Source organism: Sorangium sp. So ce131 (assembly GCF_051519095.1).
In the GTDB taxonomy this organism is placed as follows: Bacteria; Myxococcota_A; Polyangia; order Polyangiales; family Polyangiaceae; genus Sorangium.
This window is the reverse complement of the sequence record NZ_CP150455.1, coordinates 13,370,121-13,390,620: the sequence shown is the minus strand read 5'-3', so window position 1 is coordinate 13,390,620 and position 20,500 is coordinate 13,370,121. Positions and strand designations below refer to the sequence as shown.

Here is a 20,500-nt window from a genome sequence, read left to right as displayed (position 1 = left end):
ATGGTCGTCGAGGCCGAGCTTCCGGCACAGCTCCTTCAGCCGGTCGCGGGGGTAGCCGAGGAGGACCTCGGACAGGTCGGCGCTGCGCGCCTCGACGATGGCGTCGATGAGCTGATCGCGGACGCGGCGATCGCTCACGGGGAGCTCGAAGCGGGCCACCAAGGCCAGCAGCTCGTCCCGGGTGAGGTGGGTCAGAAGGTCTCGTTTGGTCGGCATGCGGTGCGAGCAGATTACGACCGCACCGAATCGACAATCAACGGCGAGCGCTTCACGTAAGCCGCCGCGAGCGCTCGGTTCCTGGCGAGGGTGTCAGAGCTTGGCCGCCGTCGGCCTACCTCTGCAGCTGGCGCTTCGCTCGCGTGCTGGGCGGCCTACCGCGCGTCACCGCGGGCAGGGCGGCGCGGCGCAGCAGGACGCCGGGCTCGACACCGAGCGCGTCGGCCAGCCGGACCAGGACGACGACCCCGACGTTCGTCTTTCCCCTCTCGACGCGCTGCAGGAAGCCCGTGCTGATCTCCGCCGCCTCGGCGAGGGCGTCCTGGGTGAGCCCCAGCCGCACGCGGTGACGATGGACGTTCGCTCCGATGTACTCGAGCACCACATCCGCATGGTCGCGCTCCATGCGGTCGGCGTACCTTCAGCCGCTCCGATTAAAAACAACTCATAGGTCGTGTTCCATTGACCGCGCCCGAACGCGCCGGGTAAGCTGCGAGGCGCACAAACAAGTGCAGCCCGCGGGCGCGCCAACGCCCCGGGCTGCGTGGCCGAACCCCGAGTCAAGCGAGGTCCGACGTGCAGATCGTTCGCACACTCCCCGATCCCCGGCAAAATCCCCGTCCCTTCAAGCCCCACCGCCGCCGCGCCCACCAGGCGCTCGCGCCGGCCGCCCGCCCTCCGACACGCGGAGGCGCCCGATGAGCCTCACCCCCGTCGACGTCCCCGCCATGCCGGACGCGGCCCTGCTGGAGCTGGTGCTCGCCGTCCCCGACCTGGGCCGGCCGGCGCTCCGCGCCGAGGACCTCCCGGCCCTCGCTCGCCTTTCCCCCGCTGCGTTGGCGGAGCGCGCCGAGGTCGCTCTCCAGGCGGCGACTCGCCTCGCTGCCGCCTTCGAGCTCGGCCGGCGCCTGCACGCCGCGCGCACGCGCCGCCCGAAGCGCCTGCGGCGCCCGCGCGACGTCGCCCGCTTCTTCCACGCGACGCTCGCGCCGCTCGTCCACGAGGAGGTCTGGCTCGCCGCGCTCGACGCCCGCGATCGCGTCCGCGGCGCGCGCATGGTCTGCCGCGGCGGCCTCCTGGGTGGCTCCATGCGCCCCGCCGATGTCCTTCGCGCCGCCATCGAGCTGGGCGCCGTCGCGTTCGTGTTGGCCCACAACCACCCGAGCGGCGACCCCGCGCCGTCCGACGACGACGTGGTGCTGACCCGGGAAGTCGAGCACGCCGCCCACCTGATCGGTGTCCCCCTTCAGGACCACGTCATCGTGACGCCTTCCGGGCGCTACACCTCGGTCTTCCGGGCCGGCTCAGCTCGCTGACCCCACGAGGGGAACGCCCTGGCGAGCACGTCGACTGCGCTCCGCTTCGGCCATCGCGCCAGCCCCACCTGTACGGCTGTGCTGAGTTCCCCTCCAAGACCGCGTTATCGTGACGCCGGTCGGGCGCCAGGCCTCGGTCTTCCGAGCCGGCGCAGGTTGTTGCCCTTCACAGCTCCGGGCGAACGCGAACCTCCCCAGCGCTTCGTGGTGGTCATGTCACTCTCCAGGCGAGGGAGCCCATGCGACTCGTCTCCGCCACGAACGGATGGGCGTCGATGGGCTTGAGCACACGCCGCAGGGCCTGCTGAACATCCGCGGGATTGATGGCACGCGGACGCAATGTCGAGTGCTTCTTGGGTTGCTCCAGATGAAGCACGACCCGCAGCTTCTTCGCGCCGAGCACGGCCGCGGCCATCTTCGCCTCCTCCGCGCTGCTGGCATTGACCTTCGCGGGAAGCATCGCGGCGAGTGTATCGAAGACCTTGCGCGCAACCTCGTCGTGCAGCTCGGACGGCTTCGTGCGCTGGTGAAATCGGTAGTCCTTGGCCTCGACGAGCCACACCGTCCGGTCGGGTTCGACGACGAGCAGGTCGAGCGAGTTGATTCCGTTCCATATCTTGGCGAACTGGCGCCGGTAGAACTCCCAGTCGTCGTACTTGCTCACCTTCCACGAGCTCGGAAACTCGAACTCCAGCTTCTCCACGCGGACCGTCGGCATCGCTCAGCCTCCCGCGCTCACGAAGCGGTCGGACTGCTCGAGCTCCTCGTCGAGCGCGGCGATGGCGCCCATATCGTCCACGGACGGGCCTTGCTGCACGGAGACGCCTGCGTCCGACAGGTGCAAGCCGAAGAAGCGGGCGTCGACCTCCCGGTCTGGAGCGGCGAGCAGCATCTCGATCTCCCGCAGCAAGAACAGGCTGTGCGTCGCGATGAACACCTGGATCCCGCCGAGGCTCAGATCGACGATGCTGCTCGCGACCTTCTTGATGAGTCGCGGGTTCAGGTTCGCCTCCGGCTCGTCCCAGAACAGGCACCCCTTGTCGAGCAGCGCTCCGGTCGCGATGAGGCGGGCGAGCATGCCGAGCTTGCGCAGGCCCTCTGCCACGAGCGGCATCTCCATGCGGCCGCTTCCGCTGCGAAAGTAGAACCGGCCGTTCTTGTCGAGCTCGATCGCCCCGCCCATCACCTCCTCCAGAGGTCCAAGGAGCTCCCGGACGCGCTTCTCCTTGACGCCCCTCTTCAGCGGCGCGCCGAGGAGAAGGCAGGTGTCGCGCCACGTCTCGTCGAACTCGAGGTAATGGTTCTCGTACACGGACACGAAGCCTGGGTAGATGGTGAGAAGCTCCCGGGTCGGCAGGTAGGCCGGCGCGACGTCAACCCATTCCGAGGGGAGCGTCTCGATCGTCACGTCCGACTTGCTCTGCGCCGAGAAGCCGAACGAGATATCCCAGGCCTCGTTGGAGCAGGCCATCCGCACGTCAGCGCGCTCGCGCCCTTGCCGTCGCCGCGCGAGGCGCCCCAGGGCCTCGGGGCGGAAGACGCTCACGAGCTTGTCCGCGAGCCGGGTCTGCACGGCGGTCTTGGTCGGCGGAGCGGCGCTGGGCTTTCGCCCCTCCTCCCAGCTCGTCGCGAGGATCGCGTAGGCGAGCTTCAGCGCGTGCGTCTTCCCCGTGCCGTTCTCCCCCACGAAGACGTTCAGGTGCTCTCCGAAGTCGAGCTCCGCTTCGCTGAAGACGGTGAAGTTCTTGACGTGAAGTGACCTGATCATGTCTTGCCTTCAAGCAGGTCGAGCTGATCCTTCTCCTCAGGCACCCCGCCGGCCGTCAACGCCATCGCGGCCGTGAGGCGTGGCTCGTCAGCCCGATCGATCGTCGTGACGAGGCTCGACCGGTCCACGCCTTCCATGGTCGCGCCGTTCGTGACGTCCTCGAGCTTCAACGAGTTCCCCTTCCGAGCGAGGCGAGCATGACGCGAGGCACCGCACGGTAGCCGCGCCAGGCTCGCCTAACAAGGGTCGACCACCGGAGGGCGAAGCTGGGGCAGCTCGAGCCGCTCCCGCCCAGCCGCCGCCGCACGGCGCCAAGCTGCTCCTCCGCTCGGGAAGTGTGCCGGAGCAGCCCGGCGCCGACGGGGGCGGGCCGCCGAGCGACGCAGGATCGCCGTCGTTCTCGACATCACACGCCGCACGGCACCGGACCGTCGCGCTCGACCTGCGCGCGCGTCACCCCGGGCTGCTGGCCCGCCGACGGCGCCTCCTCGCCGAGGTTCCCCGCCCCCGCCGGACGGCGGCACATCTCGTCGTCCCGGTCAGATTCGTGCTCCTGACCGGATCCGCCCGAGCCCAGCGAGCCCCGCAGTATCCCTCATTCTTCTCACCAATTCTTCCGCCACGCTCCCCCGGCACGGCAGGAATTCGACACCTCCCCTCTTCTACAGCTCGTCTTCGCATCAAAATCCCTCTGGACGCATCTCCTCATTTGATGAATAGAGGACGCTTGCCCGTCTGGCATTCCAGCGCAATCCCGCGCTCTGCCGCGGACGAGGGTGTTCTCATGACCAAGTACACCGCATCGGAAGTGATCCAGCTCCCCCGCCTCACGGCGGTGGGCGCCATGGCGCTCGGCGAGCAGCTGCTCTCGGCCGCGAAGCCCTTCAAGAGGCATATCTCGAAGGGCATCGCGCGGGTGCTCGCCGCGCTCTCGTCGCGGCACGGCGATCTCGCGGCGGCGCTGCGCGATCAGGTGTCGCTCCCGGGAGAAGGGGAGCCGAGCGAGGATGCCGTCCAGTGCGACCGCGTCCTCGACGGCTGCTGGAGCGGGCTCCACGACTTCCTGACCGCGTTCACCAAGCTGCCGCCCGGCGCGCCCGAGGTCGCGGAGGCGAGCTCGCTCAAGGCAACGCTCTTCCCCGGAGGGCTCAAGTTCCTCCAGCTCACGTATGTGCTGCAATGGTCCGAGAGCGAGCTCCGGATCCAGCGCATCCGCAAGAACGGTCTCGACGTGCGCATCGAGGCGCTCGGCGGCAAGCGGTTCCTCGCCGCCCTGGAGGCCGCGCACGCCGCGTACGGCAAGGCGCTCGGCGTCACCGCGCCCGCGGCCATCGCCGCCGAGGCGCCGCCGAGCGTGCGCGAGGCGCTCGACGCCTTCACCGAGGCGCTGCGCGCCTACGTGATCAAGGTGATGGGCGCGGTCGAGCCCGACGAGCCGGAGACGCAGGAGCTCGCCGACAAGCTGCTCGCGCCGCTCGTGGGCTGGAGCGTCGGGCCGAGCGGCCGGGGCGCGGCGCGGAAGAACGGCAAGCCCGAGGACGACGTCCCGCCGCCGCTTCCGCCCGACGTGCCGAGCGCCGACCTCCTGCCGTCCGGCCTCTGAGCTCGCTCGCAGGCCGCACGCTCGCTGCCGGCGCTGCCCTCTCCCCCCCCACCCCCGCCCGTCTCCACCCCGCCTCGCTCGACGGCGTGAAGCCACGTCTCCGCGCCGTCCCGTGCGATGAAACGAAAGGTGTCGACCAGGTCGTCGCGGGCGCGTTCTGTCCAGACTACGGCCAAGTTATCGGCCCGACCTCGCGCTCCAGCGACTCCTTGAGCGCCTTCGTGTCCATCACGCGGTCCGCAGCATCGTCGGCGAGCCCCTGTGCCACCGCGCGAAGGAAGCGCACGCGGTCATCCTCGGGACGTGAAGGATCCGCCTGAGCGCTCGTCGAGGTGATCGGCTCCATGAGCGACATGGGTAGCGCACAGGCTCCGGGATGGAAGAGCACGCGCCGCCTCCACCGCGTGGCAGCCCCGAGCGCCACGGGGTGCCGTCCCGCTTGCTCTGCCTACCCCAGCCAGCAGCCTCCGGAACTGTGCCAGGTCGCGGAATCTGTGCCATGCGAGGGGGGGTCCGGCACTGGCTCAAACGCAATGCATTGCGGCACACCGGGGTCCGGACCCCTCGAGACCACTCGACAGAGCGCCTTCGCGGGCAAGATTGTGCCAAAATTCGCGTTCCACACCGATTTTTTGTGCCAGAAGCCCCGCGGGTCGTCCGCTTTTTGTGCCAGAAGGGGGGTCCGGACCCCTCCGGACCGCAGAGCAGAGCGCCCGCGAGCGGTCGGAGCCGCCTCCGGACCGCAGAGCAGAGCGCCCGCGAGCGGTCGGAGCCGCCTCCGGACCGCAGAGCAGAGCGCCCGCGGAGGGTCCGGACCCCTCCGGAACACAAAGCAGAGTGCCCTCCGCGGCTCGGTAGCACCGCCCTGCAGGCCGCAGAGCACACCCGCCGGCTCACCGCGGGATCGAGGAACGGGCGACCGTCCGGACCGGCAAGCCGGCGAGCGGCGCCCCGGCGGCGAGCGGCGGACGGCTCCCCCGAGCGGCGGCGTCGCGCGCCGCGGGGCGACGTGGAGGCGCCGGCGTGGTCCCGCCCGCGCTGGTCCGGTATGCTCGGACCATGCAGCGCGCTCCCTCCTCGTGGGTGATCGACCCCGACGATCCGCGGGCCCCGCCGCAGGACCTCTGGGATCGCATGACGCCGGACGAGCGGCAGCGCGTCCTCGATACGCTCCCGTCGGAGTTCGAGGTATCCGAGGCGAGCCCGCCCGAGGGCGACTTCCACTTCAATCCGAAGGCGGCCGCCAAGGAGACCCTGGGCGGGTACTTCCAGCGCATCGGCCGGCGCGTCTACCTCGCGTGCGAGCTGCCGGTCTACTACCCGGCAGAGCGCATGTTCGCGCCCGACCTCATCGCGGTGCTCGACGTCCAGGTCAAGGAGCGCAGCGTCTGGTCCGTGAGCGCCGAAGGCAAGGGCGTCGATCTCGCCCTGGAGGTCCTCTGGAGCGGAAGCAGCAAGAAGGATCTCGAGGACAACGTCACCCGCTACGCCGCGCTCGGCATCCCCGAGTACTTCGTTTTCGACCGCCGGCGCCGACGGCTGCGCGGCTTCCGCCTCGCCGCGGGCAGCGCGCGCTACCAGCCCATCGTCCCGCAGGAGGGGCGGCTCACGAGCGCCGTGCTCGGCCTGGACCTGGGCCTGGAGGGCGACCGGCTGCGCTTCTTCCACGGGCTCGCGCCGCTGCCGGAGACCCACGAGCTGCTCACCAGGCTCGGGGCGATGGTGGGCGATCTCGAGGCGCGTATCGACGAGACGGAGCAGCGCCTCGACGAGGAGCGGCAGCGCCTCAATCAGACGGAGCAGCGCCTCGACGAGGAGCGGCGGCGCGCCGACGAGGCCGAGCAGAGGCTGGCCGAGGCCTTGGCTGAGCTCGCGCGATTGAAGCGCGAGCGCGGCTGAGCGACGGCGCGGCGGAGCGCGCGGGCGACAGCGCGCGCGAGGCGGCCGGCGACGGCCTCCGCGGCGCGGCGGGCGCGCGCGGGCGACGGCCTCCGCGGCGCGGCGGCGGTCGCTCGAGCCCGTCGACCGAGCCGGCCGCCGCGGCGCTCGCGGACCCGGCGCGCGCCTCAGAAGCTGTACCCGATCGCCCCGCCCACCCGATGGGATGACCCGGCCACGTTCTCGTACGCGAGCTCGCCGTGGTTGGGTATCACGAACAACAAGACGTCCCTCACGAGACACTCGCTCGTTCCGTCACACCCCTTCTCGTCCGGGCTCCCGAAGATCCTTCGCCACTTCACGGGCAGACCGATGCCGAAGGCCACGCGCGCGCCGAACGCGCCGCCGGCCTCGGGGAGCCGATCGCTCAGCGTCCCGGCGAAGACGTACACCGGCGCCACGGCCAGATAGAGGTAATGGTCCATCGTGCCGCTCTCGCCGGCAAGGCCGGCGCGGAGCTCGGGGCCGAGCGTGTACCGCGCGACGCGCACCTCGCCGCCGACCCCGCGGGGGTCGTCGACCCAGGCGGCGCCGGCGCTCGCCGAGAGGCCCGCCGAGAAGTACGGCAGCCACGCCACCTTCTCCGCCCCGGTGTCCCCGGACCCGCACCAGCCGAGGAACAGCCTGCCTTCACTGACCAGGACGCTGCCTCCCGCGCGCACGCCGACGTCGAGATCCAGCTGCCAGGGTCGCACCGGATCCGCCAGAACCTCGCTCGGCGCGAGGGCGGCTCCCACCGCTGCCGCCGCCGCTACAAGCCACGCTGACCTCATCACTCTCTCCCCGTCCCGACCTGACCGTACCCGTCGCTGCCCCAGCACGATACCCCACCTTCGTCGTCGAGCGCGCAGGTGTGCTCGCTCCCGGCGGCGAGGGCCGTCGCGCGCACGCCGAGCGCCGCCCGCACCGGCGTGGAGCTCAGGCTCGCCTCCTCGGTGCCGAGCTGGCCGCTCTGGTTCGAGCCCCAGCACATCACGCCGCCGTCGTCGAGCAGCGCGCAGCTATGGCGGCCCCCGGCGACGACGGCCCGGGCGCCGGCCACGCCCTCGACCCGGGTCACGCCCACGGAATCCTCCCCCTCCGAAACGAGCCGGCCGCCGCTCTGCCCGTTGAGGTTCCAGCCCCAGCACAGGACCTCGCCGGTGCCGAGCGCGGCGCAGCTGTGCCGGCCGCCCGCCGCCACGTCGATCGCGCCGCTCACGCCCTGCTTGCGGACCGCCCCGGCCGCGCCGTCCCCCCAGCACCACACGTCCCCTCGCTCGTCGAGCGCGCACACGTGCGCTTCCCCCGCGGCGACGCGCGTCACGCCGCGCAGCGGGAACCCGTCCGCGTCGAAGACCTCCGCGGGCTCGGCCTTCACCTCGGCGTCGGCGCCGGCGCCGAGCTGGCCGCTCCTGTTGTCGCCCCAGCACGCCACGGTGTCGCCGCCGCGCACCGCGCACGTGAACCCGAGCGAGGGGTCCTCGTCCTCCACGAGCCCGCCGGCCGCGAGGGCGACCACGTCTGCGAGGCCGGGCACGTCGCGCGGCGGCACCGGGCAGCGCGCGCCGGGGACGGCGCCGGAATCCCCCGACGAGCCGGGGCAGCCCGCCGGCGCGACGCCGAGGAACCCGCCCACGTCGTCCCCCCAGCACATGACGTTCCCCCCGGCGAACCGCGCGCACGTGTGCCGCGGGCCGGCCGCGAGGCCCACGGGGTCCGCGTCGAGCTCCACCCACCTCGGCGAGGTGCTCAGCGAGCCGAGCGCCGCGTCGCCGAGCTGACCCGCATCGTTGCCGCCCCAGCACGCGGTGTTGCCGTTCTCGAGGATCGCGCAGGTATGGTGCGCGCCGGCGACGATCTGCGCCGCCGGCGCGAGGCCCGTCACCTTCGAGGGCGTGAAATGGGACTCCCCGCCGCAGCCGCCGGCGAGCGGCGCCGAGGCGAGCAGCGCGGCGGCGGCCGCGCGGCGCGAGAGGTAGCGTGCTCGATCAACCACCCTTCGCCTCCCGCAATCGCGGAGAGCATGGCGGGCCGGGTATTTCGCGGTCCACGCGTGCCAACAGCCGTGGCATGGGAGTTGCGTAGCACCAAGTTTCTGCTAAGCTCACGTCATGACGATGACCGTGCGCGCCCGAGTTCGCAACGGCCGCCTCTGCGTGGATGAGCCGACCGACCTTCCGGACGGGGCAGAGGTGGAGCTCAGGGCGGTGGACGGTGACAATCTGGACGACCTGGATCGCGCCCGCCTCCATGCGGCGCTGGACCGCGCCGAGGATCAGCTGAGCGCGGGCCGGTATGTCGCGGGAGAAGAGGTTATCGCTCGCTTGAAGCGAAACGCCAGGTGAGCCGGCTGCGCGTCGCCGAGGAAGCCGACACGCAGATCCGGCAGATAGACGCCTGGTGGCGCACGAACCGACCTGAAGCGCCAGACTTGTTCTCATTCGAGCTTGCGGAAGCCCTCGAGTCCCTGATCGATTCACCCACGCTAGGAACGCTCTACACGGAGCGACGCGGCGTCACGATACGTCGCCTCATTCTGCATCGATCCCGCTATCATATCTACTTTTCTTACCACGCTGACGCCGATGTCGTGGACGTGCGCGCCGTATGGCACGCGTCGCGCGGAAGCGGGCCGAAGCTCGCGTAACCGCCGATCCCACGGCGTCCGTTATCCCTGCGCCATCCCCTCGAGCTCGCGCACCCGCGCCTCGAGCTCGCGCACCCGCGCCTCGGCCGCCTCCCTGGCGCGCGACTCGAGGGCGGCCGCCTCTTCCTGGGTGGGCACGAGCTCGCCCTTGCCCCCGCCGCGCGCGAGGCGCACCCGCGCCTCGGCGCCGCCGCCCACGACGACGAGCCAGCTGTCGAGCGCGGCGCTCCACGCCGGGCCGGCGCCCGCGTGCGCGCGCACGTAGGCGCCGTCGGGGTCGCGCCGGTAGGTCTGGAGCGCCACCCGGCCCGCGGGCGGCCGCTGCGCCGCGGCCTGCGGGTCGACGATCGCGAGCTCGGGGCAGCCGAGCTGGCAGTACTTGAGCGGGATGTCCTCGTAGGCCTTCTGCCAGTCGCTCGCGACGATCTCGAGCGCGAAGCGCGGCGGCCGGTGGCCGGGCAGCCACGTCTGCCATTGCTTGGGCAAAGGCGGCGCCGGCCGGTGGTCGAGGAGGTAGACGTCCGGCGAGACGCGCACGAGCGGCTCCTCGCGCACCCAGGCGAAGAAGCGGCCCGTGCCGGCGTGGTGGTCGGCGGCGCCGCGCTCGCGCGCGAGCTGCGCGATCGACGACAGGAGCACGCGGGCGATCTCGTCGTGCTCGCCCCACGCGCCGAGGCCGTCCGCGTCGTCGAGGTACCAGTCCGACCAGTCGATCACCGCCCGGAGCTCCTCGGGAGCCGGCTCGCGGACGACGAGCGCGCGCGGCAGGCGCATCGCGCGGGGAGGAAGGGGGGACCCGGTGCGGGCGGGCGGCACGGCCATCCAGGGTAGCACCCCCGGGCGCGGCGGTGGGAGACGCCAGCGGCCTCGCCGCGCCCGCGCGCATCACGCCGCGCGCCTCCCCCGCGCCCTCAGCCGCCCTGCTTGCGCACGACGGCGAGGCTCCAGATCTCCCCGGCGCTCGTCCCCACCCAGAGCGTCGGCGACGCCTTGCCCGAGACCGCGAGCACCGTGGGCTCGCCGCGGGCGCCCAGCTTGAGGCTCGCCGTCGGCGCGATCGGCGCGCCCCCGGCACCCTCGATCGCCGCACCGTCGAACAGCGCCACGCGGCCGTCCGGGAAGGCCACGAAGAGGCTCGACTCGATGACGGCGATGTCCGCGGCGGGGGCATCCAGCGCGAGCAGCTTGGCCGAGAGCTTGCCGGACGACCGGACCACGGCGCACACCGCGCCCGCGCCGCGCTTGTACAGCGCGGTGAGCTTCGGGCCGCCGCGCACGCGGTCGAGCCCCTCGGCCGCGCGCGGCAAGGGCGCGCGCAGCGTCGGGCCGGGCTCCGGCGTCGCGCCGGGGTGCACGCGCAGCTCGCCCCCCTCGCCCGCGCCGTCCACGACCACGTGCGTCTCGGCCTCGGTCACGTCGAACGCCCGCGCGGTCCCCCGCAGCACGAACGGGCGCGCGGCCACCTCGGTCTTCTCGAGCTTGAGCTCCGTCGCGCCGCCGTCCCAGCCGAGCGCGAGCGCCGTCTCGCCCGACGGGCGCGCAGCCAGGAGCCGCGCGTCGCGGGCGACCTGATCGAGCTTCGGGCCGTGCGTGATGCCGAGCAGCGCCCAGACCGCGTCCTCGCTCCGCACCACCGCGACGTCCTTCGAGAGGAGCGCGACGTCGTCGGCCGAGGTCAGCGACAGGTTCGTCGTCTTCACGCCGGAGCCGCCCGCCGGGATGACCGCGAGCCGCACCGGATCGGTCGAGAGCATGGCGATGAGACCGGGGCTCGAGAGCGCCGCGGCACCCCGGATCTCGGCGTCGAGGCTGTGCACCTTGCGGGGGGAGCTGAGATTGCTGAAGGGCATGCCAGCGAGGATACCGGTTCTTGCTGGAGAGCGGACGGCGTTCTGGCTGGGCCGCCCGCAGCGCCGCGCGCGCGAGCCCTACGCGGGGCGTCGCCTCCGGACCCGACCGGAGGCCGAGCGGGAGCCGCGCTTGCGCGAGCGAGGCGTTCTGGTCATATTGGTCATATGCGCAAGGCGTCGCTCGCGAAAGCGAAGGCTGGCCTCTCCGCCCTGGTGGACGAAGCGGAGCACCACAAGAAGGGCACCTTGATCCTGCGGCATGGCAAGCCCGCAGCCGCGATCGTGCCGGTCGAGGTGGCCATGCCGCCGAAGCCTCGCCTGTCCGACGTGGAGATCGAGCGGCTGTTCGCGGGGCTCGGCGCGGCGGCGCCCCAGGAGAGCGCGGTGGACGATCTGCTCTCGGCGCGACGATGAAGCTCGTCCTCGACGCCTCGGTCGCGGTCGCCGCCGCGCGGCCGAACGAACCTCATCATGCGGTGTCGCGGGCCCGGGTCACGCGGGCGCTCGCAGGCGATGACGAGCTCGTCGTGCCGGCGATCTTTCCGATCGAGGTCGGCGCGTCGCTGGCTCGCGTCGGTGAGCCGTCGGCGGCCGTGTGCGCCTACGTGGACGCATTGATGTCGGTCGCGGTCACGGTCGCCACGATCGGGCCATTGCGGGCACGTAGGATTCGAGACATGGCGATCCTGTCGAAGCTCCGAGCAGCGGACGCCGCCTACGTCTGGCTCGCGGCTCACGAGGCGGTCCCCTTGTGTACGCTCGACAAGGAGATGGCGCAGCGAGGCAGCACCTACTGCCAGGTGATACCGCCCTGAACCTCGCGCATTGGCGCTGCTGCAAGCGCGCGCTCGCCACGAGGCCCCCCGGACCCCGAGCGCTAAGCCGGGACGGGGATGCCCCGGCCGGCTTCAGCCCTTGATGAGCGAGCGGACCTCGATGTCGAGGTTCTCGGCGTCCGCGACCGCGTCCATCGCCTTGCGGAGCTGGGCGAGCGTCACCCCGGCGGGGACGTCGACCCGGGCCTCCATCCGGAAGAGCTGCGATCCGGTGACCGGGGCCTCGTAGGCCGAGGTCTCGAGCGAGACGATGTTGACGCCGGCGCCGTGCAGGGCGCGCGACACCGCGCGCACGATGCCCTCGTGGTCGAGCGCGTCGACGGAGATGACGCACGGGATCGTCGCCGCGCGCCGGTGCGACTCGGGGCTCTTCGTCCGGCGGCTCTGGACCGTCAGCCCCGTCGCCGCGGTGAGCGACCCCGCGTCGCGCTCGATCGCCGCGATCGCGCCAGGAGCGCCCGAGGCGAGCAGGAGGATGCCGAACTCGCCGCCGAGCACCGCCATCCGGCTGTCCTCGACGTTGGCGCCATGTTCGGTCAGGTAGTGGGTCACCTCCGCGACGAGGCCCGGCCGGTCCGGGCCGAGGCAGGAGAGGACCAGGTAGGTTTCTTCGGGCTCGGCCGTCGTCATGCGGCGCATCTTAGTCCGATCCGAGGGGCCGGCGCGCCACTCCGATCGGCCGGGCGTCCAGGACGACGAGCGCCCCGGCAGCGCCGTCCGGCGTCATCCGGTCGCGGGTCCGCCCTGCTCCCCGGGCGAGCTCGCCCCGGCCTGCTCCGCCGGGGAGGGGGCACCTTCGCCGGGCGAGAGCGCGCGCACCACGTCGCCGACACGCACGACGCCGCCGCGCAGCACGCGCGCGGTGATCCCGCCGTGCCCCCGCATCGCCTGGAAACCGCCCTCGCCGAGCGCCTCATCCATGGCGCCGCACGGCGCGCACGGCCCGGTGCCCTCCAGCACCACCTCGTCCCCGAGCGCGAAGCGCAGCGCGCTGAGCGAGAGCAGGTTGACGCCGGACACGACGACGTTCCGGCGCAGGAGCTCGGGCTTCACCTCGGCCCGCCCGCCGGCGAGCGCCGCGATGACCGGGAGGTGCTCGCCCTGGATCAGCGTGACCTGCCGCTTGCCGCCTGCCCTGCCCGCGGCGGCGCAGTCGCCCGCGACCCCGCGCGACGCGATGAGCTCCGCCTCGCGCAGCGGCTGCATCGGCGCGCCGTGCGCGGGGCGCACGCCGAGCCACTCGACCCGCCCGACCTGCGGCACGTGCGCCAGCCGCTCCCGCAAGCTCCTCATCTCCCGCCTCCGGCTTCGCGCCGCACGCTTGTAGGTTGTCGCCCGAGGACGAATTGGCGGTGGCGAAGCGGTGCGATCCGTCGATTCCGCCGGGACCAGGTGCCTGTCGTGTATCCGGTGGCATCCGCGCGGCAGACCATGCGCTCGGGAGCGCCGCGGCCGAAGCCTGACGAGCTAGGTAGCTCGTCGCTGGCCGGCATCGCTCAGCTCAGCCCGTCGAGCACCTCGGCGACCGACGCGGCGACGATGGCCCGCTCAAGCCACCGTTCCAGCGTCTCCGGATCCTTCTCGGCCAGGATGCGCTCCCGCGCGACGTCCGGCACGGCGATGCCGCGAACCCGCAGCGCGGTCAGCACGGCCCGCGCCGCCTCCTCGGCGCGCGCCTCGGCCCGAAGCTTCTGCTGGTAGTCCTCGAACCACGCCCGGATCTCTGCGCTCACATCGTCCTCCTCGTCGGTCGTCGGCTCATGGCTTCCGAGCCGGAAGTGTACCAGCAGCGGCGTGGCGATGCTCTTCTCCCAGGCATCGGCCGGCAGCGCCGCCAGATCCGCCAGCGCCTCACGAAAGCGGCGGCCTGAGCCGAGCAGCCGCAGAAGCAGCGTGGCACGCGTCCGGGGCAGCTCCGCGAGCACCACGACCCGCATCACCAGGCCCGGCACAGCGTGGTAGACGCCCGCTTGCACCGGCTCGCACCGGTAGGCGTCGAGCACTGTCTCGGGACGCCCCGGGCTGATGACGACCAGCGCAGGGAACTCCACCGCCGGCTGCGGCGGCGCGTCGGCGTCTTCGTCCGGCGCGATGGAGCCGGCTGCGGAGCGGGCGCGGCGCTCCAGCTCGTGGTGCCACGTGAGCTGCTTGCGCAGGCACCGCCGGACCTGACGAAGGCTCGGCGTGCCGTGGAACGGCTCGAACAGGCTCGGCTCCGCCGAGAGCTCGCCGAGCAGGCCCATCCTGGCACGCTCGGCCTCCCGAGCTGGATCAGGAATGCTGTACACATCGATCTTCTGGGTCGCCGCCAGCACCTCGACCTCGGTCTCCGCCGCCGAGGCGAGGCTCAGCCCATCGCGCAGCAAGTTCTTCGAGAACTGGTCAGAGCGGTTGTGCATCGGCGAATGCCCCTAATCCATCATCGATGCATACGCCACCATCGATCCATGCGAAGACGCTCATGGAGGAATGGTCGAGACGGGCCGTTCCGATCGAGCTGCACCACATCGGCGCATCGAACCATATGCGTTTACCGACACGAGGAACCAATCGTGTCGGAATCGTCATCGATCGCGTGCGATTTCCGGCAGCTTGGAGGATGAGCGCTTTGAGCACGTCCTGCCCCCGCGACCCGGAAAGCGCAGGACGAGCTCCCGCCCCCGCGGCGCGGGCCCGGAGCCTCAGCGCAGCCTCGGCACGGCATCACCTCCTGCACGCACGAGGCACACACGCCCGGCGCGCTTGTGTCCGGCGCGACGCTGAGCGAGAGGTCGACCCGTCATGGTGTACGAACGCGACAACATCCACCGCCTCACGCCCTACACGCCCGGCGAGCAGCCGCTCGTGGCCGACGTGGTCAAGCTGAACACGAACGAGAACCCGTACCCGCCGCCGCGCGCCGTGCTCGAGGCGATCCATGAGGTCTCGGCCGATCAGCTGCGCCGGTACCCGCCGCCCACGGCGCAGCAGTTCCGCGAGACGGCGGCGAAGCTCCACGGCCTGTCGCCCGAACAGGTGATCGCCACGAACGGCGGCGACGAGCTCCTGCGCATGGCGATCACCGTGTACTGCGAGCCCGGCGGCCGCGGCCTCGGCGAGACGTACCCCACCTACTCGCTCTACGACGTGCTCGCGGGCATCCACGGCACCACCGTGAGCCAGGTGCCGCTCGACGAGGACTGGTCGGTGCCCGAGGACTTCGCGGCCCAGCTGAACGACCGCGGCTGCCGGCTCGCGCTCCTCGTCAACCCGCACGCGCCGTCGGGGCGGCTCGAGCCGCTCGACAAGCTCGAGCGCGTCGCGCGGGCGTTCCGGGGGGTGCTCCTCATCGACGAGGCGTACGTGGACTTCGCGGAGTCCGACGCGATCCCGCTGCTCGACCCGGCGCGGGGCCTCGACAACGTGCTCCTGCTGCGGACGCTGAGCAAAGGCTACTCGCTCGCCGGCCTCCGCTTCGGCTACGGCCTCGGGCACCCGCGGATCATCGAGGCGCTCGACAAGGCGCGCGACAGCTACAACACCGACGTCCTCTCGCAGGCCGCCGCCGTCGCCGCGCTGCGCTCGCGCGACGAGGCCCGGGAGAGCTGGAAGAAGGTGATCGCCGAGCGGACCCGGCTCACCGCGGCGCTCGCGGCCCGGGGCTTCACTGTCGCGCCGAGCCAGAGCAACTTCGTCCTCGCCGCGCCGCCGAAGGGCGGCCTCTCCGCGCAGGCGCTCTACCGGGCGCTCCACGACCGCAACATCTTCGTCCGCTACTGGGACGCGCCGCGCATCCACGATCGGCTCCGCATCACCGTCGGCACGCCCGAGCAGAACGACGCGCTGCTCGCGGCCATCGCGGACATCACCTCCGCGGCCCGAAGCGCGTAGCGCGGCGCGCAGCGCGGCACGGCGCGACGGCGACGAGCCGCGCGCCCCCGCCCGGCGCCGAGGCGACCGCCTGGATCGCAGACGAGCGCGAGGGCTTCCCGTGGCGCCGAGGCCGCGATAGGACAGGGCCGTGACGCGCTCGATCCCCCGGTGGGCCCCTCTCCTCGCGGCGCTGGCCTCGGCGTGCGGCCCGGCGCCCGCGCCCCCCGCCGCGCCGGCGACCGACGCCGGCGCCGCCAGGCGGGCGGCGAGCATGGCGCTCACCGCGCTCTCGCACCGCCGCTTCGACGTCCGCGGATGCGACGCGGCCGCGGCGCGCGTGGTCGACGAGGCCGCGGCGCGCGCCGGCACGCCGCAGGGCGAGCGGTGCGTCCTCGTCGTCGCGCAGCGGAGCGACCGGACCTGGCTCGTCGCCGTCCGCTCCGCGCTCTCGTCGCAGTCGTTCGGGGCCCAGGCGCTGGTGACCGTGCTCCCCGAGGGCGAGGGCGTCCGCGGCATCGAGTACACCCGCTGACCGGCGCACCCCCCGCGCGCCGCAGCGGGCGGCGCGTCACCGCGCCCGGGCGACGAGGAACAGCCGCCGGAACGGGAACAGCGTCTTGCCGTCGGGCGCCGGCGGGTACGCCGCGGCGACGCGGCGGCCGTACTCCTCCAGGAAATCGGCGCGCTCGGCCCCGTCGAGCGCGGCGAGCAGCGGCCGGAGCGCCGTCCCCTTCGTCCACTCGACGACCGGGTTCGCGCCCTCGAGCACGTGCAGGTACTCCGTCTCCCAGACGTCGAGGTGCGCGGCGCGCGGCGCGAGCATGGCGTAATAGGCCCCGGGCGCCGCGACCGGGCTCTCCCGCACGACGGGCGCCAGCTTGTCGCGGAAGCGAGCCATCCGGCTCACCTCCACCATCGCCGTGTGCGACGGCGCGCCGTGGTTCCTGGGCATCTGGACCGCGAGCACGCCGCCCGGCGCGAGGCGCCCGAGCAGCGCGGGGAACAGGGACACATGGTCGTCCAGCCAGTGCAGCGCGGCGTTGCTGAAGATCAGCGCCGGCGGCGCGTCCGGAACGAAACGGCCGATGTCCCCCTCGATGAAGCGCGCCCCGGGGACGGCCGCGCGCGCCTGGGCCAGCATGTCCGGGGAGCTGTCGACGCCGACGATCCCCCGGTCGGGAAAGCGCTGCGCGAGCAAGCGGGCGATGTTGCCGGCGCCGCAGCCGAGATCGATGATCTCGCCCGACCGGTCGAGGGCGATCCTGCCGATCAGATCGACGGCGGGACGCGCCCGGTGGTCCACGAACTTCAGGTATTGAGCAGGATCCCAGTCGGCCATGGCGAGCTCCAGCGCGCCGCAGGATCAGGGCTGCGCCGCCGGATGGCAAGCGGCCCGGCAGCCACCCGGAGAGGCCCCCGTGCCGCGTGGCGAAATGCCACAAGCGCCGCCAGGTTGCCACGTCCCCAGCCGGCGCGGCGCCCCGTCGCGGCGCCGCAGCGTCCGGCATGTGCATTGCTCGAGCCGCGCTCGACGCCACGCCGCCTGGCTCGCAGCGCGCTTCAAGGGACGCAGCGGGCGGCCGCACGACGTGAATTGCAACGACGCCAGGGAGATCTCTTGAAAGGCCAAGCAACGCTCCGTCGGCCGCTGCGCTCGCGGCTCAGGCCGGCGCTCCTCCTCGGGCTCGCCGCGACCGCGGCGCAGGCCGGCTGCTTCAGCGCGCGCTCCTCCTCCGGCGGCGGCGAGACGGCGCCGCCGCCGCCCACCCGGGTGATCCGAACGGCGGACATCGAGGTGCCCGACGGCTACGTCATCGAGGTGGTCGCCACCGGGCTCACCTTCCCGACGGGCGTCACGTTCGACGACGCCGGGCAGGTTTATGTCACCGAGGCCGGCTACTCCTACGGCGAGGTGTTCACCACCCCGCGGCTGCTCCGGATCGAGCCGGGCGGCGCCACCTCGGTGGTCGCGGCGGGCAGGAACCCGCCGTGGACCGGGGTCGCGTGGGCCGACGGCGCCTTCATCGTCTCGGAGGGCGGCGTGCGCGACGGGGGCAAGATCCTCCGGATCGCGCCGAACGGCGAGACGCAGACGCTCGCGGCGGGGCTGCCCAGCCTGGGCGACCACCACACGAACGGGCCCGTGCTCGGGCCCGACGGCAACATCTACTTCGGCCAGGGCACGGCCACGAACTCCGGTGTCGTGGGCGAGGACAACTACAAGTTCGGGTGGCTGAAGCGACACCCCGAGTTCCACGACGTCCCCTGCAAGGACGTGACGTTGACCGGCGCCGCGCTCACCGGGCCGAACCCGCTCACGAAGGACGACGGCGACGAGGCCACGACCGGCGCCTTCGTCCCGTTCGGCACGCAGACCCAGAGAGGGCAGGTCATCCCGGGCAAGGTGCCTTGCAGCGGCGCGGTCATGCGCATTCCGCCGCGCGGGGGCACGCTCCACCTCGTGGCGTGGGGCTTCCGCAATCCGTTCGGGATCGCGTTCTCGCCCGACGGCAAGCTCTTCGTCACCGACAACGGCTATGACGATCGCGGCAGCCGCCCGGTCTGGGGCAACGCCGACGCCCTCTGGGCCGTGACGCCGGGCACCTGGTACGGCTGGCCCGATTACGCCGACGGCCGCCCGGTCGCGCAGGACCGGTACGCGCCGCCCGGCCAGAAGCCGCCCCCTCCCCTGCTCGAGGCGCCGCCGAACCCGCCGCCGCAGCCCGCCGCGTTCTTCGCCGTGCACAGCTCGTCGAACGGAATCGACATCTCGCGCGCCCCCGCGTTCGGGCACGTCGGCGACGCGTTCGTCGCGCAGTTCGGCGACCAGGCGCCGGACGTGGGCAAGGTCCTGCACCCGGTCGGCTTCAAGGTCGTCCGGGTGGACCTGAAGACCGGCGTCGTCCGCGATTTCGCGGTCAACCGCGGCAAGGACAACGGCCCGGCGTCGCGGCTGAAGAACGGCGGCCTGGAGCGGCCGATCACCGTGCGCTTCGATCGCGCGGGGCGGTCGCTCTATGTCGTCGATTTCGGCGTCCTGCTCATGGATGAGAAGGGCGCCAAACCCCAGCAGGGCACGGGCGCGCTCTTCCGCATCACCCGCGCGGCGACGGCAGGCTGAGAGGCGAGGAGGGATGATGACGATGCGCGCAGTGCTCGGTGTTCTGCTCGGCGCGGCCCTCGGCCTCGCGGTCGGCTGCGGATCCTCCCGGAGGAGCGAGCCGGTGCTCGGGCCGCCCCCGCTCGACGAGCCCCCGGAGCGGCGGGGCGAGGTCCTCTTCGCGAAATTCTGCGACCAGTGCCACCCGGGCGGAGCAGGTGGGCTCGGGCCCGGGCTCAACAACAAGCCGGCGCCCGCGGCGGCCATCCGGCTCCAGATCCGGAGCGGGCTCGGCGCGATGCCGTCCTTCTCCGAGAGAGAGATCCCGGACGAGGACGTGGACGCGATCATCGCTTACATGCTGACCATCAGGAGCTACGAAAAAGGCAGCTGAGCGGCCGCGCCGCCGGCGAGGGCGGGCGGCCGGCGCGGCGCCGGACGAGCCATTGCAGCCGACAGCGCCGGGTCGAGGCGATCGGCGCGACGGAGAGAGAGGACCAGGATCATGACAGCGATTCGCGGCGTGATATTCGATGTCGACGGCACGCTGGTCGACAGCAACGACGCGCACGCGCGCGCCTGGGTCGATGCGCTGAAGGAGTTCGGGCACACCGTCCAGTTCGAGGAGGTGCGGCGGAGGATCGGGATGGGGGGCGACAAGCTCCTGCCCGAGGTGACGGGAGGGCTGGAGAGCGACAGCCCCGAAGGGAAGAAGGTGAGCGCGCGCTGCTCGGAGATCTTCATGAAGCAGCTCCTGCCCGAGCTCCGCGCCCTGCCGGGCGCGAAGGAGCTGCTCAGGGCGCTCCGCGATCGCGGCCTCAAGCTCGTCATCGCGAGCTCGGCCCAGAAGGAGAAGCTCCGCGAGCTGCTCCGGATCGCGGGCGCGGACGGGGTCGTCGAGGGCGCCACCTCGTCGAGCGACGCCGAGCGGTCCAAGCCGGACCCGGACATCGTGCAGGCGGCGCTCGACGGTTTGCGGCTCCCCCCCGAGGAGGTCGTGATGATCGGCGACACGCCCTACGACGTCGAGGCGGCGGCCAGGGCCGGGCTGAAGACCATCGGCTTCCGCTCCGGCGGCTGGACCGACGCGGGGCTCGAAGGCGCCATCGCGGTCTACGACGGCCCGGCCGACCTGCTCGCGCACCTCGACACGTCCCCGCTCGCCGCGGGCGCGGGGAGCGCCGCCACCCCGCCGCAGGCCGAAAAGACCCCGCCGCAGCGCTACGTCTAGAACAACGGGCCGCGCGGCGAACGGCCACGCTGAAGCACGCGCGAAACGCCGCCCGTGCCACTTCCGCTACCACTGTAGTCCGGTGTGAGGGACGGCGCGATCCGGGTCGCACGGATGGACCTGCACGTCCTCGGTCGACCCGGAGGGCCGCTCCCTGAGTG

At 72.5% G+C, this 20,500-nt stretch carries 25 protein-coding genes; 13 read left to right on the top strand and 12 right to left on the bottom strand.

Going from position 1 to position 20,500, the window contains the following annotated elements:
• Nucleotides 1-276 carry a hypothetical protein gene (locus WMF43_RS48740; RefSeq protein ID WP_437675738.1) on the top strand — a complete coding sequence of 92 codons (276 nt, stop codon included), beginning with the start codon at nucleotides 1-3 and terminating at the stop codon, nucleotides 274-276.
• Nucleotides 277-331: 55 nt separating this feature from the next.
• Here the strand turns inward: WMF43_RS48740 and WMF43_RS48735 are convergent, their stop codons facing one another.
• Complete coding sequence (locus tag WMF43_RS48735; RefSeq protein ID WP_437675737.1) at nucleotides 332-622, bottom strand: helix-turn-helix domain-containing protein; 291 nt, start codon at nucleotides 620-622, stop codon at nucleotides 332-334.
• Between the two features lie 292 nt (nucleotides 623-914).
• Here WMF43_RS48735 and WMF43_RS48730 point away from each other — a divergent pair, with 292 nt between their 5' ends.
• Complete coding sequence (locus WMF43_RS48730) at nucleotides 915-1,532, top strand: JAB domain-containing protein (RefSeq protein ID WP_437675736.1); 618 nt, start codon at nucleotides 915-917, stop codon at nucleotides 1,530-1,532.
• Between the two features lie 211 nt (nucleotides 1,533-1,743).
• Here the strand turns inward: WMF43_RS48730 and WMF43_RS48725 are convergent, their stop codons facing one another.
• From WMF43_RS48725 to WMF43_RS48715, 3 genes are read right to left on the bottom strand one after another with little or no spacing between them, the layout of a single operon-like run.
• The gene (locus WMF43_RS48725; RefSeq protein ID WP_437675735.1) at nucleotides 1,744-2,250 is read right to left on the bottom strand and encodes a hypothetical protein; all 507 of its coding nucleotides are present in this window, start codon (nucleotides 2,248-2,250) and stop codon (nucleotides 1,744-1,746) included.
• 3 nt (nucleotides 2,251-2,253) lie between these two features.
• Complete coding sequence (locus tag WMF43_RS48720) at nucleotides 2,254-3,300, bottom strand: AAA family ATPase (RefSeq protein ID WP_437675734.1); 1,047 nt, start codon at nucleotides 3,298-3,300, stop codon at nucleotides 2,254-2,256.
• The gene (locus WMF43_RS48715; protein WP_437675733.1) at nucleotides 3,297-3,470 is read right to left on the bottom strand and encodes a hypothetical protein; all 174 of its coding nucleotides are present in this window, start codon (nucleotides 3,468-3,470) and stop codon (nucleotides 3,297-3,299) included. The genes WMF43_RS48720 and WMF43_RS48715 overlap by 4 nt, the downstream gene beginning before the upstream one ends.
• 614 nt (nucleotides 3,471-4,084) lie before the next feature.
• Between WMF43_RS48715 and WMF43_RS48710 the strand changes: the two genes are divergently transcribed.
• The gene (locus WMF43_RS48710; RefSeq protein ID WP_437675732.1) at nucleotides 4,085-4,903 is read left to right on the top strand and encodes a hypothetical protein; all 819 of its coding nucleotides are present in this window, start codon (nucleotides 4,085-4,087) and stop codon (nucleotides 4,901-4,903) included.
• Between the two features lie 1,059 nt (nucleotides 4,904-5,962).
• Nucleotides 5,963-6,802, top strand: a complete 840-nt coding sequence (locus tag WMF43_RS48705) for a Uma2 family endonuclease (protein ID WP_437675731.1) — start codon at nucleotides 5,963-5,965, stop codon at nucleotides 6,800-6,802.
• Nucleotides 6,803-6,969: 167 nt separating this feature from the next.
• Here the strand turns inward: WMF43_RS48705 and WMF43_RS48700 are convergent, their stop codons facing one another.
• Nucleotides 6,970-7,536, bottom strand: a complete 567-nt coding sequence (locus WMF43_RS48700) for a hypothetical protein (RefSeq protein ID WP_437675730.1) — start codon at nucleotides 7,534-7,536, stop codon at nucleotides 6,970-6,972.
• 77 nt (nucleotides 7,537-7,613) lie between these two features.
• The gene (locus tag WMF43_RS48695; protein ID WP_437675729.1) at nucleotides 7,614-8,819 is read right to left on the bottom strand and encodes an RCC1 domain-containing protein; all 1,206 of its coding nucleotides are present in this window, start codon (nucleotides 8,817-8,819) and stop codon (nucleotides 7,614-7,616) included.
• A gap of 115 nt (nucleotides 8,820-8,934) precedes the next feature.
• Here WMF43_RS48695 and WMF43_RS48690 point away from each other — a divergent pair, with 115 nt between their 5' ends.
• Both WMF43_RS48690 and WMF43_RS48685 read left to right on the top strand, forming a co-directional pair.
• The gene (locus WMF43_RS48690) at nucleotides 8,935-9,168 is read left to right on the top strand and encodes a hypothetical protein (RefSeq protein WP_437675728.1); all 234 of its coding nucleotides are present in this window, start codon (nucleotides 8,935-8,937) and stop codon (nucleotides 9,166-9,168) included.
• Nucleotides 9,165-9,470 carry a type II toxin-antitoxin system RelE/ParE family toxin gene (locus WMF43_RS48685; RefSeq protein WP_437675727.1) on the top strand — a complete coding sequence of 102 codons (306 nt, stop codon included), beginning with the start codon at nucleotides 9,165-9,167 and terminating at the stop codon, nucleotides 9,468-9,470. Before WMF43_RS48690 ends, WMF43_RS48685 begins: the two co-directional genes overlap by 4 nt.
• 21 nt (nucleotides 9,471-9,491) lie before the next feature.
• On the opposite strand, the gene WMF43_RS48680 is transcribed toward WMF43_RS48685, so the two are convergent.
• Both WMF43_RS48680 and WMF43_RS48675 read right to left on the bottom strand, forming a co-directional pair.
• Nucleotides 9,492-10,292 carry a Uma2 family endonuclease gene (locus tag WMF43_RS48680; protein WP_437675726.1) on the bottom strand — a complete coding sequence of 267 codons (801 nt, stop codon included), beginning with the start codon at nucleotides 10,290-10,292 and terminating at the stop codon, nucleotides 9,492-9,494.
• A gap of 89 nt (nucleotides 10,293-10,381) precedes the next feature.
• Entirely contained in the window at nucleotides 10,382-11,320 is a 939-nt protein-coding gene (locus WMF43_RS48675) for a hypothetical protein (protein WP_437675725.1), read from the bottom strand.
• Nucleotides 11,321-11,485: 165 nt separating this feature from the next.
• Between WMF43_RS48675 and WMF43_RS48670 the strand changes: the two genes are divergently transcribed.
• The gene (locus tag WMF43_RS48670; RefSeq protein WP_437675724.1) at nucleotides 11,486-11,734 is read left to right on the top strand and encodes a type II toxin-antitoxin system Phd/YefM family antitoxin; all 249 of its coding nucleotides are present in this window, start codon (nucleotides 11,486-11,488) and stop codon (nucleotides 11,732-11,734) included.
• Nucleotides 11,731-12,135: a type II toxin-antitoxin system VapC family toxin gene (locus WMF43_RS48665; protein ID WP_437675723.1), complete on the top strand. Its 405-nt coding sequence runs from the start codon at nucleotides 11,731-11,733 to the stop codon at nucleotides 12,133-12,135. Before WMF43_RS48670 ends, WMF43_RS48665 begins: the two co-directional genes overlap by 4 nt.
• Before the next feature lie 93 nt (nucleotides 12,136-12,228).
• Here the strand turns inward: WMF43_RS48665 and WMF43_RS48660 are convergent, their stop codons facing one another.
• From WMF43_RS48660 to WMF43_RS48650, 3 genes are all read right to left on the bottom strand, one after another.
• On the bottom strand, nucleotides 12,229-12,786 hold the full coding sequence (locus WMF43_RS48660; RefSeq protein ID WP_437675722.1) for a glycine cleavage system protein R: 558 nt from the start codon (nucleotides 12,784-12,786) through the stop codon (nucleotides 12,229-12,231).
• Nucleotides 12,787-12,879: 93 nt separating this feature from the next.
• A complete protein-coding gene (locus WMF43_RS48655) occupies nucleotides 12,880-13,449 on the bottom strand; it encodes an MOSC domain-containing protein (RefSeq protein WP_437675721.1) in 570 nt (189 codons plus the stop codon).
• A gap of 203 nt (nucleotides 13,450-13,652) precedes the next feature.
• Nucleotides 13,653-14,555: a hypothetical protein gene (locus tag WMF43_RS48650; protein WP_437675720.1), complete on the bottom strand. Its 903-nt coding sequence runs from the start codon at nucleotides 14,553-14,555 to the stop codon at nucleotides 13,653-13,655.
• Between the two features lie 382 nt (nucleotides 14,556-14,937).
• On the opposite strand from WMF43_RS48650, the gene hisC reads away from it, so the two are divergent.
• Nucleotides 14,938-16,026, top strand: coding sequence for a histidinol-phosphate transaminase (hisC, locus tag WMF43_RS48645; protein WP_437675719.1), 1,089 nt, complete (start codon nucleotides 14,938-14,940; stop codon nucleotides 16,024-16,026).
• Between the two features lie 130 nt (nucleotides 16,027-16,156).
• On the top strand, nucleotides 16,157-16,540 hold the full coding sequence (locus WMF43_RS48640) for a hypothetical protein (RefSeq protein ID WP_437675718.1): 384 nt from the start codon (nucleotides 16,157-16,159) through the stop codon (nucleotides 16,538-16,540).
• Nucleotides 16,541-16,576: 36 nt separating this feature from the next.
• Here the strand turns inward: WMF43_RS48640 and tam are convergent, their stop codons facing one another.
• Nucleotides 16,577-17,347, bottom strand: a complete 771-nt coding sequence (gene tam, locus WMF43_RS48635) for a trans-aconitate 2-methyltransferase (protein ID WP_437675717.1) — start codon at nucleotides 17,345-17,347, stop codon at nucleotides 16,577-16,579.
• Nucleotides 17,348-17,626: 279 nt separating this feature from the next.
• Here tam and WMF43_RS48630 point away from each other — a divergent pair, with 279 nt between their 5' ends.
• The 3 genes from WMF43_RS48630 (at nucleotide 17,627) to WMF43_RS48620 (ending at nucleotide 20,339) form a co-directional block, all read left to right on the top strand.
• Entirely contained in the window at nucleotides 17,627-19,129 is a 1,503-nt protein-coding gene (locus tag WMF43_RS48630) for a PQQ-dependent sugar dehydrogenase (RefSeq protein ID WP_437675716.1), read from the top strand.
• Nucleotides 19,130-19,151: 22 nt separating this feature from the next.
• Nucleotides 19,152-19,502: a c-type cytochrome gene (locus WMF43_RS48625; RefSeq protein WP_437675715.1), complete on the top strand. Its 351-nt coding sequence runs from the start codon at nucleotides 19,152-19,154 to the stop codon at nucleotides 19,500-19,502.
• A 111-nt stretch (nucleotides 19,503-19,613) separates the two neighbouring features.
• Complete coding sequence (locus WMF43_RS48620) at nucleotides 19,614-20,339, top strand: HAD family hydrolase (RefSeq protein WP_437675714.1); 726 nt, start codon at nucleotides 19,614-19,616, stop codon at nucleotides 20,337-20,339.
• The last annotated feature ends 161 nt before the right edge of the window (nucleotides 20,340-20,500 follow it).

Bases quoted from the DNA above. Each gene is read 5' to 3' on its own strand.
- WMF43_RS48720 (WP_437675734.1), bottom strand. From the start codon at position 3,300: ATGATCAGGTCACTTCACGTCAAGAACTTCACCGTCTTCAGCGAAGCG.
- WMF43_RS48690 (WP_437675728.1), top strand. From the start codon at position 8,935: ATGACGATGACCGTGCGCGCCCGAGTTCGCAACGGCCGCCTCTGCGTG.
- WMF43_RS48705 (WP_437675731.1), top strand. From the start codon at position 5,963: ATGCAGCGCGCTCCCTCCTCGTGGGTGATCGACCCCGACGATCCGCGG.
- WMF43_RS48670 (WP_437675724.1), top strand. From the start codon at position 11,486: ATGCGCAAGGCGTCGCTCGCGAAAGCGAAGGCTGGCCTCTCCGCCCTG.
- tam (WP_437675717.1), bottom strand. From the start codon at position 17,347: ATGGCCGACTGGGATCCTGCTCAATACCTGAAGTTCGTGGACCACCGG.
- WMF43_RS48655 (WP_437675721.1), bottom strand. From the start codon at position 13,449: ATGAGGAGCTTGCGGGAGCGGCTGGCGCACGTGCCGCAGGTCGGGCGG.
- WMF43_RS48675 (WP_437675725.1), bottom strand. From the start codon at position 11,320: ATGCCCTTCAGCAATCTCAGCTCCCCCCGCAAGGTGCACAGCCTCGAC.
- WMF43_RS48730 (WP_437675736.1), top strand. From the start codon at position 915: ATGAGCCTCACCCCCGTCGACGTCCCCGCCATGCCGGACGCGGCCCTG.
- hisC (WP_437675719.1), top strand. From the start codon at position 14,938: ATGGTGTACGAACGCGACAACATCCACCGCCTCACGCCCTACACGCCC.
- WMF43_RS48665 (WP_437675723.1), top strand. From the start codon at position 11,731: ATGAAGCTCGTCCTCGACGCCTCGGTCGCGGTCGCCGCCGCGCGGCCG.
- WMF43_RS48625 (WP_437675715.1), top strand. From the start codon at position 19,152: ATGCGCGCAGTGCTCGGTGTTCTGCTCGGCGCGGCCCTCGGCCTCGCG.
- WMF43_RS48710 (WP_437675732.1), top strand. From the start codon at position 4,085: ATGACCAAGTACACCGCATCGGAAGTGATCCAGCTCCCCCGCCTCACG.
- WMF43_RS48680 (WP_437675726.1), bottom strand. From the start codon at position 10,292: ATGGCCGTGCCGCCCGCCCGCACCGGGTCCCCCCTTCCTCCCCGCGCG.
- WMF43_RS48620 (WP_437675714.1), top strand. From the start codon at position 19,614: ATGACAGCGATTCGCGGCGTGATATTCGATGTCGACGGCACGCTGGTC.
- WMF43_RS48725 (WP_437675735.1), bottom strand. From the start codon at position 2,250: ATGCCGACGGTCCGCGTGGAGAAGCTGGAGTTCGAGTTTCCGAGCTCG.
- WMF43_RS48660 (WP_437675722.1), bottom strand. From the start codon at position 12,786: ATGACGACGGCCGAGCCCGAAGAAACCTACCTGGTCCTCTCCTGCCTC.
- WMF43_RS48650 (WP_437675720.1), bottom strand. From the start codon at position 14,555: ATGCACAACCGCTCTGACCAGTTCTCGAAGAACTTGCTGCGCGATGGG.
- WMF43_RS48735 (WP_437675737.1), bottom strand. From the start codon at position 622: ATGGAGCGCGACCATGCGGATGTGGTGCTCGAGTACATCGGAGCGAAC.
- WMF43_RS48740 (WP_437675738.1), top strand. From the start codon at position 1: ATGGTCGTCGAGGCCGAGCTTCCGGCACAGCTCCTTCAGCCGGTCGCG.